Source organism: Lentzea pudingi (assembly GCF_014646255.1).
Lineage (GTDB): Bacteria > Actinomycetota > Actinomycetes > Mycobacteriales > Pseudonocardiaceae > Lentzea > Lentzea pudingi.
Genome location: NZ_BMNC01000003.1, coordinates 639,411 through 657,700, shown reverse-complemented (window position 1 = coordinate 657,700; position 18,290 = coordinate 639,411). Strand labels below are relative to the sequence as shown.

Annotated in this window: 19 protein-coding genes and 1 pseudogene; 8 read left to right on the top strand and 12 right to left on the bottom strand. The window is 67.1% G+C overall.

Annotated features, from left to right (window positions below):
• From IEY88_RS13960 to IEY88_RS13940, 6 genes are all read right to left on the bottom strand, one after another.
• Positions 1–1,329 carry a serine hydrolase domain-containing protein gene (locus tag IEY88_RS13960; protein ID WP_189155113.1) on the bottom strand — a complete coding sequence of 443 codons (1,329 nt, stop codon included), beginning with the start codon at positions 1,327–1,329 and terminating at the stop codon, positions 1–3.
• A 424-nt stretch (positions 1,330–1,753) separates the two neighbouring features.
• Positions 1,754–1,957, bottom strand: coding sequence for an MbtH family protein (locus IEY88_RS13955; protein ID WP_229693358.1), 204 nt, complete (start codon positions 1,955–1,957; stop codon positions 1,754–1,756).
• Positions 1,958–2,429: 472 nt separating this feature from the next.
• Entirely contained in the window at positions 2,430–2,579 is a 150-nt protein-coding gene (locus IEY88_RS13950; RefSeq protein WP_189155111.1) for a hypothetical protein, read from the bottom strand.
• 388 nt (positions 2,580–2,967) lie between these two features.
• Positions 2,968–3,186, bottom strand: coding sequence for a Rossmann-fold NAD(P)-binding domain-containing protein (locus IEY88_RS45465; protein WP_373294080.1), 219 nt, complete (start codon positions 3,184–3,186; stop codon positions 2,968–2,970).
• Positions 3,180–3,701 (bottom strand): DoxX family protein, encoded by a 522-nt coding sequence (locus IEY88_RS13945; RefSeq protein ID WP_189155110.1) that lies wholly within the window; start codon positions 3,699–3,701, stop codon positions 3,180–3,182. The genes IEY88_RS45465 and IEY88_RS13945 overlap by 7 nt, the downstream gene beginning before the upstream one ends.
• 219 nt (positions 3,702–3,920) lie before the next feature.
• Positions 3,921–5,534: a peptide chain release factor 3 gene (locus IEY88_RS13940; RefSeq protein WP_189155109.1), complete on the bottom strand. Its 1,614-nt coding sequence runs from the start codon at positions 5,532–5,534 to the stop codon at positions 3,921–3,923.
• Between the two features lie 163 nt (positions 5,535–5,697).
• On the opposite strand from IEY88_RS13940, the gene IEY88_RS13935 reads away from it, so the two are divergent.
• The 3 genes from IEY88_RS13935 to IEY88_RS13925 all read left to right on the top strand — a co-directional run bounded on the left by IEY88_RS13935 (position 5,698) and on the right by IEY88_RS13925 (position 8,482).
• Positions 5,698–6,069, top strand: coding sequence for a MerR family transcriptional regulator (locus tag IEY88_RS13935; protein WP_189155426.1), 372 nt, complete (start codon positions 5,698–5,700; stop codon positions 6,067–6,069).
• A 72-nt stretch (positions 6,070–6,141) separates the two neighbouring features.
• Complete coding sequence (locus IEY88_RS13930; protein ID WP_189155108.1) at positions 6,142–7,818, top strand: ribonuclease J; 1,677 nt, start codon at positions 6,142–6,144, stop codon at positions 7,816–7,818.
• Between the two features lie 358 nt (positions 7,819–8,176).
• Positions 8,177–8,482, top strand: coding sequence for a hypothetical protein (locus IEY88_RS13925; RefSeq protein WP_189155107.1), 306 nt, complete (start codon positions 8,177–8,179; stop codon positions 8,480–8,482).
• Between the two features lie 93 nt (positions 8,483–8,575).
• Here IEY88_RS13925 and IEY88_RS13920 read toward each other — a convergent pair whose 3' ends face one another.
• Positions 8,576–9,490, bottom strand: coding sequence for an SDR family NAD(P)-dependent oxidoreductase (locus tag IEY88_RS13920; RefSeq protein WP_189155106.1), 915 nt, complete (start codon positions 9,488–9,490; stop codon positions 8,576–8,578).
• 100 nt (positions 9,491–9,590) lie between these two features.
• Here IEY88_RS13920 and IEY88_RS13915 point away from each other — a divergent pair, with 100 nt between their 5' ends.
• Positions 9,591–10,256, top strand: coding sequence for a TetR/AcrR family transcriptional regulator (locus IEY88_RS13915; RefSeq protein WP_189155105.1), 666 nt, complete (start codon positions 9,591–9,593; stop codon positions 10,254–10,256).
• A gap of 318 nt (positions 10,257–10,574) precedes the next feature.
• On the opposite strand, the gene IEY88_RS13910 is transcribed toward IEY88_RS13915, so the two are convergent.
• Both IEY88_RS13910 and IEY88_RS13905 read right to left on the bottom strand, forming a co-directional pair.
• The gene (locus IEY88_RS13910) at positions 10,575–11,237 is read right to left on the bottom strand and encodes a response regulator transcription factor (RefSeq protein ID WP_189155104.1); all 663 of its coding nucleotides are present in this window, start codon (positions 11,235–11,237) and stop codon (positions 10,575–10,577) included.
• Positions 11,234–12,343, bottom strand: coding sequence for a sensor histidine kinase (locus IEY88_RS13905; protein ID WP_189155425.1), 1,110 nt, complete (start codon positions 12,341–12,343; stop codon positions 11,234–11,236). Before IEY88_RS13905 ends, IEY88_RS13910 begins: the two co-directional genes overlap by 4 nt.
• Before the next feature lie 212 nt (positions 12,344–12,555).
• On the opposite strand from IEY88_RS13905, the gene IEY88_RS13900 reads away from it, so the two are divergent.
• Positions 12,556–13,998, top strand: coding sequence for an alpha/beta hydrolase family protein (locus tag IEY88_RS13900; RefSeq protein ID WP_229693356.1), 1,443 nt, complete (start codon positions 12,556–12,558; stop codon positions 13,996–13,998).
• Positions 13,999–14,525: 527 nt separating this feature from the next.
• Here the strand turns inward: IEY88_RS13900 and IEY88_RS13895 are convergent.
• Positions 14,526–14,720 carry a hypothetical protein gene (locus tag IEY88_RS13895; protein WP_189155102.1) on the bottom strand — a complete coding sequence of 65 codons (195 nt, stop codon included), beginning with the start codon at positions 14,718–14,720 and terminating at the stop codon, positions 14,526–14,528.
• A 1,068-nt stretch (positions 14,721–15,788) separates the two neighbouring features.
• Here IEY88_RS13895 and IEY88_RS13890 point away from each other — a divergent pair.
• Positions 15,789–16,184: a hypothetical protein gene (locus IEY88_RS13890; RefSeq protein ID WP_189155101.1), complete on the top strand. Its 396-nt coding sequence runs from the start codon at positions 15,789–15,791 to the stop codon at positions 16,182–16,184.
• A gap of 346 nt (positions 16,185–16,530) precedes the next feature.
• Here the strand turns inward: IEY88_RS13890 and IEY88_RS44185 are convergent.
• Positions 16,531–16,641, bottom strand: a pseudogene (locus IEY88_RS44185) (integrase core domain-containing protein); the annotation flags it as partial.
• Positions 16,642–16,877: 236 nt separating this feature from the next.
• Here IEY88_RS44185 and IEY88_RS13880 point away from each other — a divergent pair.
• Both IEY88_RS13880 and IEY88_RS44180 read left to right on the top strand, forming a co-directional pair.
• Positions 16,878–17,108, top strand: a complete 231-nt coding sequence (locus IEY88_RS13880; protein ID WP_189155100.1) for a hypothetical protein — start codon at positions 16,878–16,880, stop codon at positions 17,106–17,108.
• A 162-nt stretch (positions 17,109–17,270) separates the two neighbouring features.
• Complete coding sequence (locus IEY88_RS44180; RefSeq protein ID WP_229693355.1) at positions 17,271–17,408, top strand: hypothetical protein; 138 nt, start codon at positions 17,271–17,273, stop codon at positions 17,406–17,408.
• Positions 17,409–17,826: 418 nt separating this feature from the next.
• Here IEY88_RS44180 and IEY88_RS13870 read toward each other — a convergent pair whose 3' ends face one another.
• Positions 17,827–18,093, bottom strand: a complete 267-nt coding sequence (locus tag IEY88_RS13870) for a DUF3253 domain-containing protein (protein ID WP_189155099.1) — start codon at positions 18,091–18,093, stop codon at positions 17,827–17,829.
• Positions 18,094–18,290 lie beyond the last annotated feature (197 nt).

Sequence of the window (18,290 nt, the reverse complement as noted above, 5' to 3'; positions counted from 1 at the left end):
TCAGGCGACGTCGCGCTCGTGGTGCCGTCGGCCCGCGACCCGTCCGCCGATCTGGATCCGGTCGATCCGACCGCTGCGGGGGTCTCGCAGGAAGCGGCCGGGATGGCCGGTGGCACCGTTGGCCAGGTCGGTCACGGAGAAGATGAACCCGTCGTGGACCGCGAGCCGCGCGGCCGGTTCGTCGTCGACGACCAGGTGCAGCTCATCGCCTTCGACCACCACGGAGAAGGCGGTGTCTCCGTTGACGTACGTACCGGTGCACTCGCGCGGGATGGACGTGCGCGGCTCGGCGTTGATCGTCGCGGCGCTGTCAGCGAGGTCGATGCCCGCCGCGCGCAGTTCGGGCAACAGGTCGCGCCAGAGGGTGGCACCGGTGGCGGAGTTCGCGGTCAGGGCCACGATCGTGCCGGTCTCGGGGTTCAGCCGCAGGTGGCAGGAGGTGCCGTCGGCGGTGCCGTCGTGGCCGATCCAGCCGGTGCCGTTGCTTCGGAAGAGCGCGAGGCCCAGACCCCAGCCGTCGGCGAGGCCGAACGGGTCCGCGCCGGGCACCGGGCGGCGCATCTCGGCGAGGTGCTCGGCGGTGACCAGGCCGGGATCGATGCCGCCGTGCTGAGGGGCGAGGTGCATCCTCGCGAGTTCGACCAGATCGGCGGCACTCGCGGCCAGACCGCCCGCAGGCGCCTCGACCGGCGTCAACTCCTGCTCGACGGGACGGACCAGGCGCAAGGCGTGGTTGACGGTGTGGCCACTCGCCGTCGGGAGGCCGGGGCTGTCAGGACCCGCGATGAACCCGAGGTCGACGTCGAGCGGCTTGAGCAGGATCGTGCGGACCGCTTCCTCCCAGCTCATGCCGGTCACCACTTCGATCAGGCGGCCGACGAGGGCGTATCCGGTGTTGGAGTAGGAAAAGCCCGTCCCTGGCGGCTGTACGACGTCCTGCACGGAAGCCGCCAACGCCACCCGGCTGTCGGCCGGCGGGGCGACGACGTCCGAGGGCAGTCCACCGGTGTGACTGAGCAGTTGGCGGGCGGTGAGCACCTCGGCGTTGTCCCCCAGCGTCTGCCGCAACTCCGGCAGGTACTCCACGACCGGCTCGTCCAGGTCGACGTCGCCGTCGGACACCAGGACCATCAGCAGGGTCGCGGTGAAGGTCTTCGTGATGGAGCCGATGGGCACCTTGCTGTCGCGTCTCACCCCGCGACCTGTGCCGTACCGCTCTTCGCCGAACTCGAACTCCCAGGCCTCACCACCGCACCAGACGACGAGCTGCGCACCGGGCACCTCGTGGCGGCGGGCCGACCGTTCCAGCACCTCGCGTAAGTGGTCCACCGTTTCCTCTCCATCGAACGTTTATAATTTCGTGAACGGTCTTTCTGCCTGTGACTCAGGACACGGTCATCGGATCCGGCCTCGATCTTGCTGAACACACTGGTTAGCATCCGCAGCTGGTTCCGCAGATCTCGAAACAGAGCAACGACTCATATGCCCACCTCCACCACGGACTGCTGAATTCCACGCCAGAAAGAATTCATCCGAAGCTCGTATCCCGAAACCGTGACACAGTGACTTCAACGACTATGTCGAGCAAAGGATACGAACTTCCAGAACACAGCTGGTGAACTCATCGAATATCAATGATGATGACCCAGAGCTCGCAGTGACGGATGAGATTCACCCACGCGCCAGGTTTAGCACGGCCGAACCAGAACCCGCCGAGACGAGATCACGCCCTAGGTCCTCGCACACCGGAACATCAGCCGTCCCTGTCCGCCGCCATCCGTTCCTGCAGGCTACGGGGCCGCATGTCGGTCCACACGGTGTCGACGTAGTCCATGCACTCCTGCCGCGACCCTTCTTTGCCCTCGCTGCGCCACCCCTGAGGAAGCTCTTTTCCCAAAGGCCACAACGAACGCTGTTCCTCGTCGTTGACCAGCACCTGGTAGGCGACATCGGACACAGCTCTCTCCTTCTCGTCGTCGGACATCAGGCGCGGACCGGCACTTGCCGGAGTCAGGACGATTGGCAAACGCCGAGGAGAAACCTCATGCGCAAACCAGCCGCCTGCCGCAACAGACGATAACAGTGCAGTTCCGCACCTGCAGCACACACCGCCAAAAGGAGCATCACAATTGACCATTATTTGGACATCAGGGAATTGTATGTTTAGCCGACTTCAAGGAAGGGAACAGTCCGCTACTTGAGAGTTACTTACTTCTCCACGCTAGCTCCGCCCGCAACAGCTTGGATACGAGCTGTCAATAGAGCGCAGCACTCGAGCACCGCGGGGACAATACATGTGACAAACGCGCGCCGCGACCAACCCTCCACATTGGATGATGCGTCTCTTTGGCCGGATCCACGCATGAGGCTCAGCAACACACGTACCTCGGCACAGTCGCGTACCAAGCGGCGGGCTGCCTCCGACAGAATCAGGACCGCGTCGACACAGGAGACGCGCACGCTCTGCGGGTCCAGCCCAGGCGCCGCTCGTCCCGCTCGGCGTCGCCCGGGATGACCACCTCACCCGGCATCAACGCGGCGAGTTCCCGCAACGCGACCTTCAGGATCAGACCATCCACTGTGGAGCTGGTCGCGTCGTTCTTCTTGCTTCCGTTTCACCAGGACAGCACGACGCGCCGGGCCTCTTGCAGGTCGCTTGCCGTCTCAAGTGGCGGCACTTTCCACCGGCTTTCCGTCAGAGTTCGCGCCATGGGCCATGGGGATGCCTACACGCTCCTGAGCCAGATCGGGCTCACGACCCGCCGCCGCGGCGTCGAGGTGAACGCGCGCAAATCCGCGACTGCGGCACGCTGGCCACCACGCTCGATGACGTGTGCCGGCGCAGCGGCACCGGGAAAGCCAGACGTTCCACTACTTTCCCGAGGGCCAGGAACAACTCCTTCTGGCGGGCACCGAACTTGAGGCCCGCACGCGTTCGACGAGCGCCGACGCACTGCCCTGCACACCTCAGCACGCCCTCACCAAGCCAGAACGCCGTCCACGTTCCTGCAAGGTTCCGGCGGGGCCGTTCACGTCGAGGTTCGCCAAGCGCACTACGACCTTCGCGCTTTCGTGCACCGATCGCCCGATTCCGAAGGCCGCTGTCATGTCGGTGGCGGTCGGGCCGGGCTCGACCGCGTTGAACTTGATGCCTGGGTGGGCTTTAGCATGCTGGACGGTCAGCATGGTGGCGGCCGCCTTCGACGCGGCGTAGAGCGCGAGAGGTATCTGGCACTCGGCACGGTCGGGGTTGTTGACCGCCCAGAACGATCCCATGCTGCTCGAAACAGTAACCACGACGGGGTTCGCGGACTTGCCGTAGGCCGCAACGTCGGCGCGAACGCATTCCGGTAGACCCACGCCAGGTAGATCTCGACCGCCGCGAGCACCACGGCGATCACCGCCCCACTGGGCTCCAGCAAGAGGTGGAACCCGAAGATGCCGACCACCAGCGGTGCCGACAAAGCCAGCGCGACCGGCACGAACCTGTTGACCAGCAACATGATCCCGGCTACCAGCTCGACGACCTTGATGACGGGCATGACGAACCCGCTCTCGCTGAGCGCCGTGGCGAAGTCGACCGCCTCGACCGCCATGCCGTCGGTCGACTGCGAACCTATCCCGAACACCCCGGAGAACGCGAACAGCGCCCCGAACAACACATGCAGGACAACGTTGATGTACTTGAAGGTCCTGGTCATGCGGGAAATCTTGGAACCTCCAATTCCATGGAGGTAAGCCCGTTCGCTCGGCGCTGAACCACCACCGGCCCGCCATCACAGCGGGACGTCGTGGCGAGCGTGACATCGCAGACGCACGATCCGACGGCAGGGACACGTTCATACTGCGGACGTGCCGGTGCCCAAGAGCACTGCGGTCAGTCCCAGCACCTCGAACTTGCGGACGACAGCAGGAGACGGTCAGTCGTCGGTTCCTGCGACGAGGGACTCCAGTCGCACCTCGGGATGCAGGCGCCGCATGACGCCCAGCGCGGTGGAGTCGACGAACAGGGCGAGGTCCACGCCGTCGGTGCGGGTGAGCACCTCGGTGCGGTTGCCGTCCACCAGGGACCGTTGCTTGGGGTCGGCCAGGCGGCGCACGACGGTGTAGGGCAACGGTTCCAGCCGCACGGGTGACTTGAACTCCGCTTCGAGGCGATGTGCCGCGACCTCGAACTGCATGGGACCGACCGCGGCGAACACCGGCGCCCCGTCACCGCGACGCAGCGAACGCAGGATCTGCACGACGCCTTCGGACTCCAATTGCTCGATGCCTCTGCGGAACTGCTTGGAGCGACTGAGGTCCGCCGGTCGCGCGACGGCGAAGTGCGCAGGCGCGAAGCTGGGCAAACCAGGGAAACGCACCACGGGTTTGCCCGCGTGCAGGGTGTCGCCCACGCCCAGCGCGGTGGCGTTGACCAACCCGATCACATCACCGGGAAAGGCCGTGTCCAAAGTGGAGCGCTGTTGGCCGAAGACCTGTTGCACGTACTTGGTGGCGAACGGCTTGCCCGTGGCGGCGTTGGTCACGACCATGCCTCGCTCGAACACGCCGGAGCACACACGCGCGAACGCGATCTGGTCGCGGTGCGCGCGATCCATGCCCGTCTGCACCTTGAACACGAACGCCGAGAACGGCGCGTCCAGCTTGCGCGGATCACCGGCGGCATCCGGCCGCGCGGTGGGGCGGGGCGCGATCTCGACGAGCAGGTCGAGCAGCTGCCGCACACCGAAGTTGAGCACCGCCGACCCGAAGAGCACCGGTGTCGCCGTGGCGGCGAGGAACCGCTCGATCTCGAACTCACCGCCGGACGCGCCGAGCAGTTCCGCTTCCTCGCGGGCACGCGTCCAGCCCGCGCCCTCCTCGGCTTCGGCCTGACTCGGCAGCAGGTGCTCCTCGCCCGCGGCGGTGGCTCCGCCCGCGGTGCGCTGGTAGCGCACGAAGTGCCCGCTGCGGCGGTCGAGCACGCCGCGGAAGTGGCCGGCGTCGCCGACCGGCCAGGTCAGCGGCATCGCCTGCAGCCCGATCCGCTCGCCCAGCTCGTCGCACAGGTCCAGCGCGTCCCGGCCGGGACGGTCCCACTTGTTGATGAACGTGATCACGGGGATGCCGCGGTAGCGGCAGACGTCGAACAGCTTGAGAGTCTGAGGCTCGAGGCCTTTGGCCGCGTCGAGCAGCATGACCGCACAGTCCACCGCCGACAGCACCCGGTAGGTGTCCTCGGAGAAGTCGGCGTGGCCGGGAGTGTCCAGCAGGTTGATCACGCAGTCGCGGTAGGAGAACTGCAACGCGGCGGACGTGATGGAGATCCCGCGCGCCTTCTCCATCTCCATCCAGTCCGACACCACACCGCGCCGACCGGCCTTGCCGTGCACCGCGCCAGCCTCGGAGATCACCTTCGCGTGCAGGGCCAGCGCCTCAGTCATGGTCGACTTGCCCGCGTCCGGGTGACTGATCACCGCGAAGGTGCGCCTGCGTTCCGCTTCCGCGAGCACGGTTCCGGACGAGGCGGTCACCGGGGTGGCGGTGGTCATTCGCGATCCTTCGGGGTTGGACGACATCTCGCCAAACTCTACCCTCACGTGACGGTAATCTGGACCTGCCCTGGAGGCGCAAGTGGGGCACAAGCACCTGGCGTGATGCCAGAATGGGTGGTGATCGTGACGCAGTTCTGGAAGGGATGTTGTGGGCGAGCACATGCAGATCGGTGAGGTGGCCGAGAGGGCCGGTCTGTCGTTGCGCACGATCCGGTACTACGAGGAGGTCGACCTGGTGGTGCCGAGCGCGCGCAGCCAGGGCGGTTTCCGTCTCTACACCGAGCCTGACGTGCAACGCCTCGACGTGATCAAGCGGATGAAACCGCTCGGCTTCCAGCTCGAGGAGATGCGCGAGCTGCTCGGGATCCTCGACGCGCTGTCCACTGGCGACGATCCCGATCGCGACAAGCATCTCGACCGCCTCTCTGGGTTCTGGACCGCCGCCGACGAACGCTGTCAGCAGCTGCGCGCGCAGCTGCGCATCGCCGAGGACTTCGCCACGACGCTGCGGTCCCACCTGCCCTCGGACTGACGAACATCACGCCTGGCCCGCGTCGCCGATTTTCTCTCACCGGCAACTCTCACGTAACGTGAGGGTGTGACCATGGCTCGAACGTCCACCCCTCCGCCCGCACTCGCCCCGGATGCCCTGCGGGTCATCGCCCTCGGCGGCCTCGGTGAGATCGGCCGGAACATGACCGTGTTCGAGCACGAGGGCAAGCTGCTCATCGTCGACTGCGGGGTCCTGTTCCCCGAGGAGCACCAGCCCGGGGTCGACGTGATCCTCCCGGACTGGAGCTGCATCCGGGACCGGCTGGCCGACGTGGTCGCCATCGTGCTGACCCACGGCCACGAGGACCACATCGGGGGCGTGCCGTACCTGCTGCGGGAACGACGGGACATCCCGGTCATCGGCTCCCGGCTCACGCTGAGGTTCCTGGCCGCCAAGCTGGCCGAGCACCGGATCAAGCCCGTCCTGGTCGAGGTCCGGGAAGGCGAACAGCTCACTCGAGGGCCGTTCGACCTGGAGTTCCTCGCCGTCAACCACTCCATCCCCGACGGTCTGGCCATCGCCATCCGCACCGACGCCGGTCTCGTGCTGCACACCGGTGACTTCAAGATGGACCAGTTCCCGCTCGACAAGCGGATCACCGACCTCCGCGGTTTCGCCCGCCTCGGCGAGGAGGGCGTCGACCTGTTCCTCGTCGACTCCACCAACGCCGACGTGCCCGGCTTCACCACCTCGGAACGCGATCTCGCGCCCGCGATCGACGAGGTGTTCCGCACCACGCCGCGCCGGGTGATCGTTTCCAGCTTCGCCAGCCACGTGCACCGCATCCAGCAGGTGCTCGACGCCGCGGCCGTGCACGGCCGCAAGGTCGCCTTCGTCGGCCGCTCCATGGTCCGCAACATGGGTCTGGCCGCCGAGCTGGAGTACCTGAAGGTGACCGACGGGCTCGTCGTCGACATCAGGGACGCCAACCGGCTTCCCGCCCACCAGGTGACGCTGGTGTGCACCGGGTCGCAGGGAGAGCCGATGGCCGCTCTGTCCCGCATGGCGGCCGGCGAGCACGAGATCGTCATCGTCGAGGGCGACACCGTCCTACTGGCCAGCTCTCTGATCCCCGGCAACGAGAACGCCATCTACCGCGTGATCAACGGCCTGACCGACCTCGGTGCCAACGTGGTGCACAAGGGCAACGCCAAGGTCCACGTCTCCGGGCACGCCAGCGCCGGTGAACTGGTCTACTGCTACAACCTCGTGCAACCCACCAACGTCCTGCCCATGCACGGCGAGGCACGCCACCTGCGGGCCAACGCCGAGCTGGCCGTCAAGACCGGGGTCGACCGCGACCAGGTGCTCGTCGCCGCGAACGGCCACGTCATCGACCTGCACGAGGGCCGGGCCTCGGTCACCGGCCAGGTCGAGATCCACAACATCTACGTCGACGGCCAGACCGTCGGCGGCGTCACCGAGGACTCCCTGGCGCAGCGCCGCACGCTGGGCGAGGAAGGCATGATCACCGTAGTCGCCATCATCGACACCGACACCGGGCGGCTCGACGACACACCCGACTTCATCGCCCACGGCTTCGAACACGACGCCTCGACGTTCCTGCCGGTGATCCCCGCCATCGAGAAGGCCCTCGCAGGCGCGGCGGAGAGGAGCACCACCGACGTGGCGGAGTTCGAACGTCTCATCGGCCAGCAGGTGCAAATGTGGGCACAACGCACATACCGCCGCCGACCGGTGGTCATCCCGGTCGTCATCGAAGCCTGAATCGCACGTGGTGATGACCATGAGCAACCCGCGCCGATTCGAAGCGACGAGCATCTTGCAGATGTCCTGGTCTGATTCCAGATCAGCGTGCGGTCCGACAGTTCGCCGCGAAATTTCTTGGCCCCGGCCGACGTAACTTAGCGACGAAAGATTGAATCGAGTCGACTGGCCCTTTATCCTAGGTTCGAGCTATCCAAAAGCGCATGAACACACGAACTGTGCAAGCTTGCTACATGTGTGGACTCAAGTCCCCCCTCGGACACCGAAATGTGGCAAATTTGCCACATCCACGTGGCAGGTGCTCAAGTCCACTTGAGCACCTGTTTTGCGTTTCCGTGCCACCAGTGGGTGGCGTTCGATGACGTTCCCCTACATCCGGCCGATCGTTCCGGAAACCACCCAAGAAGACGCCAGGAACGCGTCAGCGCGCCTCGTTGGCCAGCCCCTTCCGCTTATCACCGTCCCAGCATTCCGAGCGCCTCGACTGACCAACGTCCTATACGGAATGGCCAGCGTCGACAGCCGCGGTCGGGTCGCTGACCGCCAAGTCATCGCGGCGCTGGACTGGAGCGCAGATACCCGGCTGAGCATCCGCGAGCACGACGGCTTGCTGGTCGTCATTACGCGGCGCTATGCGTCGTCAAGCTGGCCGGCACTTGGTTAGTTGGCGCCGTACTGCTTCTCGTCGACCCTGACGAGGTCGAACTCGTGCAGCGCAGCTCGCGCGAAGAACAGGAATGCTGTCCCCTCGCGCGGCTCATGCCGCGGCAGTTGCCCAACCGACAGGAAACCGCACGCCGGTGAGGTCCTCCGAGGCGGTCCAGAGGCGTTGCTGCACGGTCAGGTCGTAGGAGTCGGGACTGGAGGTGACCAGCTTCGGGTGGCCGCGCCGCTCGGCCAGGCCGTCGGGTCCGTAGTACTGCCCGCCGAGGACGGACGGGTCGGTGGCGGCCCGCAGGATGGGCAGCGCGCCCGTCGTCGCGGGCTGGGAGATCACCGGAGCGAGCCAGGTGATCAACCGGCGGGCGAGCGGCGGGGTGTTGCGGGCCAGTTCGGTGTTGGAGATGCCGGGATGTGCGGCCACTGCGACGGTGGTGCCGTGCGCGGCGAGCCGGCGCTGCAGCTCGTAGGTGAACATCAGGTTGGCGAGCTTGGACTGGCCGTAGGCGGCGGAGCGGCTGTAGGAACGCTCCCATTGCAGGTCGTCGAAGTGGATGGCGGCGTTGATGCGGTGGCCGGTGCTGCTGACCGCGACCACTCGTGAGCCGGGCACGGGCAGCAGCAGGTCGAGCAGCAGGCCGGTGAGCGCGAAGTGGCCCAGGTGGTTGGTGCCGAACTGCATCTCGAAGCCGTCGCGAGTGGTCTGCTTCGGCGTGTACATCACCCCGGCGTTGTTGATCAGCAAGTCGATCCGCGGGTGAGCGGCGCGCAGATCGGCCGCGGCGGCGCGCACCGATTCCAGCGAGGTCAGGTCCAGTTCCTGCACGGAGACATCGCCGTTGATCCGGGCGGCGGCCAGCTTGCCCTTCTCGGTGTCGCGCACGGCCAGCACGACCGCCGCGCCGCGTTCGGCGAGTCGCCGGGCGGTCTCGAAGCCCAGTCCGGTGTTGGCGCCGGTGATCACGGCGACTCGGCCGTTCTGGCGCGGGATCTGCTGCTCGGTCCAGTTCATCACATGCTCCTAATGTACCGCCGGTAACTTATAGCTGAACAGTAATGTACCGCCGGTACACTGTCAAGGTACCGGCGGTACCCAAGCTAGGATCCACGTCATGACGTTCCAGCGGGCGCGCACCGAAGAGCAGCGTGAGGTCCGGCGCCGGGCGATTCTGGAGACGACCTCGGCGATGCTCGACGAGATGCCGGTCGCCGGGGTGACTCTGAACGAGCTGAGTCGGCGGGTCGGCCTGGCCAAGACGGCGGTGCTGCGCTACTTCGAGTCCCGCGAGGCGGTGCTGCTCGACCTGATGGACGACCGGACGGCGACCTGGCTGGCCGAACTCGAGCAGGAACTGGCCCGCGGCGTCGACCTGGCCCAGCCCGCGGTGGAACGAGCGGAACAGACGGCCGACGTCCTCAGCCGGTCGCTCGCCGCCCAGACGGCGCTCTGCGATCTCTACGGCGCGCAGGGCGGAGTGCTCGAGCACAACGTCTCGGTCGACGTGGTCCGCCGGCACAAGCGGGCCTCGCTGAGCAATCTCGCGGTGATGGCCGACCTGGTCCGGCGGTACCTGCCCGAGGTCGGCGACCAGGCCGAGCAGTTCTGCCTGACCAATCTGCTGGTGGCAGGCGCACTGTCCGCCTACACCTCGACGCCGCCGAGCCTGCTGGCCGTCTACGAATCCGAGCCGGCGCTGGCGGTCCACCGCATCGAACTGCGGACAGCGCTGCGGCTTTCGATCATCACCTCACTCCTGGGCGTACTGCCGCGCTTCTGAGTCCGAAGTGCGGCGGCCGCCTGACGGCTTCGACCAGCGACGTGCGACTCCGTCCACAATGGACAAGACGGCTGGCGGCAGAGAACGGCCAGTGACGCCGATAGCGATCACGAAGCCTCCCAGGCCGTGCCGTTCGACTTGAACAGCACGGACTCGCGGCGGGCGGGCTGTGAGTGATCAATGACGAGATCGCGGTTGTCTCCTCCCCGGCCTTCACCCACGCGTACTCGACGGAGTCCGTTTCGCACAGGCGTCCGCGGCTCGTACCGCGCCTTGACGCGGTCTCCACTCAACCGCGATCGCATGGACCTACGGACATCACACCGGGTGGATGAGGCGGCTTTCGTAGGCGAAGATCACGGCCTGGATCCGGTCGCGGAGTTCGAGCTTGTGCAGGATTCGCCCCAGGTGGGACTTCACAGTCGCCTCCGCGAGGTGCAGGGTGGCGGCGATCTCGGCGTTGGACAGACCGGAGCCCACCTGGACGAGCACCTCGCGCTCACGGGCGCTGAGCCTGCTCAGCCGCTCGTCACGGGCGATTGCAACGGCGTCGGGGATGTGCGGGCGGAATTTCTCCAGCAGGAGGCGGGTGATGCGCCCGGAGACGACCGCGTTGCCCGCGGCCACGGTGCGGATCGCGGTGAGCAGTTCCTCGGGTCTGGTGTTCTTCAACAGGAAGCCCGAGGCTCCGGCTTTGAGTCCTGCGAAGGCGTACTCGTCCAGGTCGAAGGTGGTGAGGATCAGCACCTTGGTCTGCGGGCAGTTCCGGACGATCTGCCGGGTCGCCTCGATTCCATCGGTTCCCGGCATGCGGACGTCCATGAGGACGACATCGGGACGCAGGTCGGCGGCGAGCCGGATCGCGGTGAGGCCGTCCTCTGCTTCACCGACCGATGTCAGGTCCGGCTGCGCCTCCAGGATCATGCTGAACGCCATGCGCAGCAGCGCCTCGTCGTCGGCGATCAGGACGCGGGTCGTCATGCGGACGCCACTGGGCGACCGCCGAAGACGAGGCTGGTGTGCACTCCCCAGCCGCCGTCGGGAAGCGGTCCGGCCAGCACCGTCCCTCCGTAGCCGGCCGCGCGCTCACGCATGCCGGTGATGCCGTGGCCAGAGGCACTGACAGGGGAAGTCGGCGGGCCGGTGTCCGTGACGTCGACTGTGACGGTCTCGGCACCACACTCGATCCGGACCTTCGCGTGTGTGCCGGTGGGCGTGTGCTTGAGGGTGTTCGTCAAGGCCTCCTGCACCAGGCGGTAGACGGTCAGTTGCGCGGTCGCGGGTATGTGTGTGCAACCGCCGTCGATGTCCAGGCCGGTCGGGAGACCAGCGGCGCGCATCTGGTCTGCGAGGGTTTCCAGTTGCGCGATGCCGGGCAGCGGGTGGCGCACCGCGTCCGGTTCATCGGTGCGCAGGACGCCGAGTGAGCGCCGCATGTCGGCCAACGCCTGCCTGCCTGTCTCGGAGACCTGGAGCATCGCGGCGTTGGCTTTGGCAGGCGACCGGTGCTGCGCGTAGACGGCTGCGTCGGTGAGCGCGATCATGACGGACAGGTTGTGGGTGACGATGTCGTGCATCTCCCTGGTGATCCTGGCTCTTTCCTCGGCAACGGCCCGTTCCCGCACGACTTCCTGGTAGGCACGTGTGGCCCGGTCGTTCACACCGAGCACGGCCGCGGCGACGACCATCGCGGTGAGCGCGGCGAAGGGGGTCAGGAACGCGCCATCCGTCGCCCAGCGCAGGCAGGCGAGAACGGCCCCGATCTCCACGACGGTGACGGCGACGAGTGTGACGCGCCTGTCCGAGTTCGCGGCCACCGTGTAGAGAGCCACCAGCAGTGCGATGTCCGCGGGCAGTTGGACGTCCGCCAGCCACTGGACGAAGGCCGCTGCCGCCACCGCGCCGAACACCGCGAGCGGGGCCCGGCGCCGCCACACCAAGGGCAGCGCGAGTGCGGCGGTGAGCGCGGCGGCCACGGGCAACTCCGCAGGCGCCCACATGGTCAAGACGTGCAGCAGGAGAACCGCTGGCAGCAGCGAATCCCGCACCGCCGGCGGCAGCCGGGACGCCCAGCCCCGCTCGGTCATCACACGGCGATGGTAGGCCGACGCCCCCACCGCACACATGAGCCCGCCGTATGACGGCGGCGAGCCGGACTGCGACCACGGTAGAAGTCCCGATACCTCCCGTGGTCGTAGTCCGGCCTCTGATCCGGGTGCTCGATTGCCACTGCGGACGGCACCGGAATCGCGCCTGGAGAGCGATGTGTCCGCGCGGGTCCGGCACCGAACATGGCCAGGTGAACGAGATCATCATGGGACTGAACCTGTCCCCGCTGGAAGTCCTGACGTTGCTCGGCGCCGTCACGCTGGTGATGGCGCGCTGGCTGCCCGCCGCCGCCCGCCCACGCGTCACCATCGCGGCGGGGACGGTGTTCCTGTTGTCCGCGATCTCGCTCTGCGTGACAGGCATCCGCTGGCAACTGCTGCCGGTGCTGGCGGGTGCGATCGTCGCGGCGCCGTTCGCCTTCTCCCCACTGGTGCGAGGCCGTACCAAGCGGATCCGCTGGTGGCTGGCGTTGCTGGGATCGGTGGCCTGCACCTGCCTGATCGCCACAGGCCCCGCGACGATGTGGGCTTTCCCCGTCCCCGTCTTCCCAGAGCCCACCGGCGGCTTCGCGGTCGGCACCCGCGTGCTGCAGTGGACAGACCCGGACCGCCCCGAGACCTTCACCGCCGACCCGCAGGACCAGCGCACGGTAGTGGCCCAGCTCTGGTACCCCGCGCGGCACAGCTCGGTGGACCGGCCACGTGCTCAGTACCTCGGACGCACCGAGGACGAAGCGCGCACCGTCTCCGAAGCACTCGCCCGCGGAGTCGGACTGCCGGGTTTCCTCCTGGACGGTGTCCCGCAAGCCCGTGCGCACGCGATTCCCGATGCCCCGGTGGCCGGTGAGGGAGAACGGTTCCCGATCGTGCTGTTCTCGCCGGGATCCGGTGGAGTGCGCACCCAGAACACCGCCTGGGCGGAGGAACTCGCGAGCCACGGCTACGTGGTGGCCGCGCTCGACCACCCGTACGACTCCGCCGCCGTCGTGCTCGACGACGGCCGGACGATCACCACCGCGACCGTCTCCACCGGCGACCGGGACGAGGACGAGAAGCTGGCCCACGACTGGACGGCGATCCGGGCCGCCGACCTCCGCTTCGTGCTGACCCGGCTGGACGGTCTCGACCGAGGTGACGGCGCCGACCCGCTGGCCGGGCGCCTGGACACCGAACGGGTCGCCGCGACCGGTCACTCCATGGGTGGTGCCGCCGCACTGCAGACAGCCAGGCAGGACCACCGAATCGACGCCGTCATCAATCTGGACGGCTACCCTGGCGGCCCGCTGTCGCCTGACCTCGGCCAGCCGACGCTCGCGCTCACCCAAGCCATCACCCCGGACACCGATCCACGCTACCCGCCTCGGCTCACCGAGGTGCTCTCGCGCGGCACGGCGACCAACTACCGGCTCACCATCCCCGGCGCCGCTCACCTCACCTTCATGGACGGCGCCCTGTACCTGCCGCCTGTGCCCTCGATAGTCGGCTCACTAGGCCGCGACGAGAGTCCGCGCGTCGTCGCCGCAGCCACTCTCGCGTTCCTGGATTCCGTCCTGCGCCACGGATCCAGCGACCTTGCGCGTGCACTGTCGACCTACGGCGAGCTCAGCGTGTTCCGCCTGGGCAACGGCCGCTGACCGGCTCAGACCTGCGTATGGACTTGCAGCCGGGCTCTGCGATCGGGTGGCGGGGGTTGTGGTGTCGTATTTGTCGAGCGGGTCGGTCCCTTGATCGCCTCAACCAGCGCAGACGGTGGTGAGCCACCCAGTGATCAGCTCTTCCGCCTCACGGACGATCCTCCCGCACCGTGGGGATGTCGTCGATGGGCCCCTGCGCCAGGCCGGCACTCCAGATGCCGGCCTCCAGGTCGCCGTCCTCGAACACCTGGTTGCGCGAGCAGGCCCGTACCGTCGACAGAGTGCTCGCGCACCACCCATTGACACGAGTTCGGCGGCGTCATGCCACTCGGTGCCACGTCTGTGGCGGGTGGCCAGCTTGTCCTCCCGCTCTTCGAAGTCCGGGTACTTCCGGCGCGTGCCCGGCGATCCAAGCCAGCAGGCTGAACCTTCGTGGTCGGGATTCGCTCGGCCGATCGGTTCGTCGCCTACCGCAGTCACCAGTGCGGCAACATCGTCGTGATCCAGCGTTGGCACCGCAAGTTGGATCAGCCGAAAACCTCGTGCCGCAGCTCGCGCTGATAGAGGAAACCCTTCTCCAGCAACCACTGGATCTTGTCGGAAGCATTGACGTCGGTGCGCACGACCCAGCCGTGGACGGCAAGCCGACAGAGGATCGGGACTTCTGACACCGCCCAGCGCCGCAGATGTGCGTCCGCTCTGACATCTCCCGCAGTGATCAAGGCCTCGATGCAGTCACGTACGGCGTCGATGAGCGGGTCGAATGGGTCCTCGAGCTGCTGGTCCTGCTCGTGCGGCTCGATTGCGGAGCGACCGAAGGACCAGGCGAGGCGCCGCTGTCCGCCATGGACCGCAGCAAGGCTTCCTTCTCGAGATGGCGTACCACGACAGACAGCACGTCATTTGCCACGGCGGACAGGAACGGCCGGAATCCCGTCCGCCAAGCGTTCCCGAGTCCACGGCCAGCGCGCGGCCGCACCTCGAACCGAGCCCCGCGCAGCCCACCGAACCTGGACATCGGCCTGAGCACGGGTTCTGACGAGTGTTCCAAGTGCAGCAACACCGTTGCCCGATCGTCAGGGAGGGCGCACCGGGCGAGCATGTCTTCAATCCAGCCAGACTCAGTGTCCGGCACGTACCGCACGAGCCACGCCACCCAGGCGTGCAGGTGTACGGGTAGCGGGTGGTCTGCCGCGTAAACCCACGAGCACACGGCCTTGGCGAGATCTCGGGACAACGCGCCACCGCTTGGTGCGCAATCGCCAGTGCCTCCGCTGAGTGCACAGGATCCACGACGAAGTGCTCGGCGATCCAGGCCGCCAGGGACCACCCGATCGGGGCGGACGGCGCCTCGTGGTCGAACAGCACCTGGAACCCGGCCGAGCGGCGAGCCGCGAGCCAGTCCGAGCCGTGGGCGAGGTCCGTGAACAACCGCGTCCGTCCGGCGTCCGCGAGCGTCGCGTCCAGGTAGGACTCGTCATCCGGGATCAGCGAGGCCCTGCGAAGATCACCAGTTCGCCCGCACGGTGCGCCTCGATCAACTCCGCGGAAATTCCACACCACGGATGTACATGGGCGTGACCTTCTTCCACACCAACAACTTGAGATCAGGCTACCGGCACCTCGCGGCGCGCCTCGTGGCGGTTCATACTGGATGCTTCTGGGCTGGCTCACAGAGGCTGGTGGATCACATGCGGATTCCGGGGCGTCGCCCGCGGCGAGCCGCGGCCGTGACAGGCGCGAAGAATTCCGCCGCCGCGCGTCTGATTGCTCTTCGGTCGCTGCTGGAGGTGGCCAAGCGTGCCGTCGCACTCCAGCCCGCCGCCGAGCAGATCATCGGCGCCTGCGCGCAGCCTGGCGACGTCCCGGCGCAGGTGGCCCGCCAGGGCGGCCGGCTCGCGTCCGACTACTGCCGACTGCACGGGTGGGCGATGGACCTCATCGGCGACGCCGACCGCGCGTCGCTGGAGTTCCGGGTGACTGAGCTGCTGCACTACCACGCCGAGATGATCGACACGTGCCTCAAACTCGCCTTTCCGAAGTTCCGGAGCCCCAGGCTCGAACAGCGGCGGCTGGCGTTGCGCGGACTCGGCGAGCCGACACGCACCCTGCGGGACGCGCGGGCGGCACTTGCCCTGTGGATCTCCGACCTCGAACTAACCGACGGCGTCGTACCGCCACCCTGAACCGCCAGCCGCACGTTCCGGCGGCGTCGGCAGCTGTGGTGGCGGCTGGATTTAGTCGTTCGGCTGCCTCCAGCGCCGCTGCCTGGTGGCTGAGCGCTTATGCGTGCCGGAGCCCCGTCCATGCAGGTCAAGACGTACATCGATCCTCGTGAATGACTACCGTGAGGCGCCAGAACACGGTCCGGTGGGTGTGACTTGGTCTATCAGGCTGCTGTGGGTGTCAAAACATGGACCACCGGGCCTGACCTGCGGATCAAGCTGTTGCGGGTTCGTATCGTTGATCAGGCCGCCAAGCACTCTCCGACGACGTACAGATCACAACTTGGGTTCCGGTCGGGTGATCGGGTCATGGTGGAGTGTGGTACCGCGCCCGGTGCGGTCGTCGATGGTTGTAGTGGGACGCGTAGCTGTTCAACACTGACATCAGGTGACGCTCGTTGATGACAAGCAGCCGGTCGGTGGACTCTCGTCTGACAGTGCCGGCAGTCCGTTCCGCGTAGCAATTAGCCTGCGGACATCGATGCCGGGGTCAGCGAGAACGGAATCGAACGACGCCGTGAACTGGCCAGCTCTGTCACGAACCAGGAAACGAAACTCGCCGGCCCGGTCATCCAGCTCTATGAGAAGGTTCGAGCCTGCTGTGCAGTCCACGCAGCAGGGTTACCGCACTCTTATGGAACCCATGGCGCCGCGGTGTTCCGGCACAACTCGCACACCTCGGCCCGCTACGACATCGGCCGCAGCCACTGGCTCGGCCAGCCCTCGATCGCCGGCGAATGGCTCCTCGTCCCGTTGCACGACAGCACTTCGAGCAGCCTGGCCGTCTTCGACACCGCCGACGTGGCCGCTGGCCCGCGCTCCGTCGTCCAGCTCCCTGTCACTGTGCCTGTCGCCACGCGCACTTCGTGGCAGCCATTCCTTTGACCGCACCACTTCCAGCCCGGCGATCACGGCTGATCGACCAGCCTAATTCGCCGGTCTCCGCCATTCGCAGCACTCCGTAACGGACCTGCTGCACACCGCGACCCCGGGGTGAAACGTTGCACGGACCCAGGAGGCAGGTGCCAAGTACGAGGGATTCGCCGAATGGATCGCCAAACACGGGAATTCACCCAGGCGGTGACGAAGCTGCTGCACGACCCCGACGGCGCGTCCCTTCTCACCACCACGACCCCGGCGGCCGACGAGCCCACCCGGATCTTCCTGAAGTACCGCACCGAATAACTCGACCTGGGACGTGAGTTCCTCCTGGCGGCCGCCGGTGCCGGGATCGGCCGCGACGACCGCCGGAAGCTGCTGGTCGCGTCCGAGGCCGACGCGCACCTGTTCCACAACGCGGCGGTGCTCTGGCTTGAGGAAACCCCGGCAACGTCCTGCAAGACGTCCTGGACTACGAGGATCGCCTAGCGAACGCGTTGCCGAGGTTGCCGGCACAGCCGACGCTCCCGATGGAGGCGAGGATCGCCGAGATCTGCCTGCGATCGGCAGCCGGCATGATCCGAAGTCGACCAGATCGGGCTTCAGCTCCGGCGGAACCTCAGGGTCCTGCATGCGATCTCCTCCCGCAGACGCAACGGCCCGGACCTCGTCGGCGTTGGCCGCCGAAGTTTACGGCTCACTGTCTTGCGGCAGAACGCATCCGTCAGGGTTGCCCTGCTGCCGTCGTGCGGATCCGGATCGGGCCTCGCCACTCCTCGGACGGCGACAGCTCCCGGCCTCGACTCGTCAGGACGACCCGGCCTCGTGCGGCCAGCTGCCTGGCGACGGCACGGGCCTGGTCCATGAGGTCGCGCCACTCTTCACCACCGACCGCGCGGGCCGCCTCGGACGGGCAGATCGACTTTGCTGGGCCGCGGGCGTCCGCCAGGTCCAGGATCACGCGCTCCAGCCGCTGCTCAACCGTGGTCACCCGGACGGCCTACCCCGTTGCCCCGGTGGTGAATCCCCGACCTGTGCGTACCGAAAACCGCATCCATGCAGGTTAAGCGACATAGCGATACTCCTGGATGACTCCGCCGAGAGGATCGCGTCGGTCTATAACGCGGAGTTCGATCTGGCTGAGTCGAGCGACTGGGGGGTCGAAGGGGTGCGTCGCCGGCGAGTAAT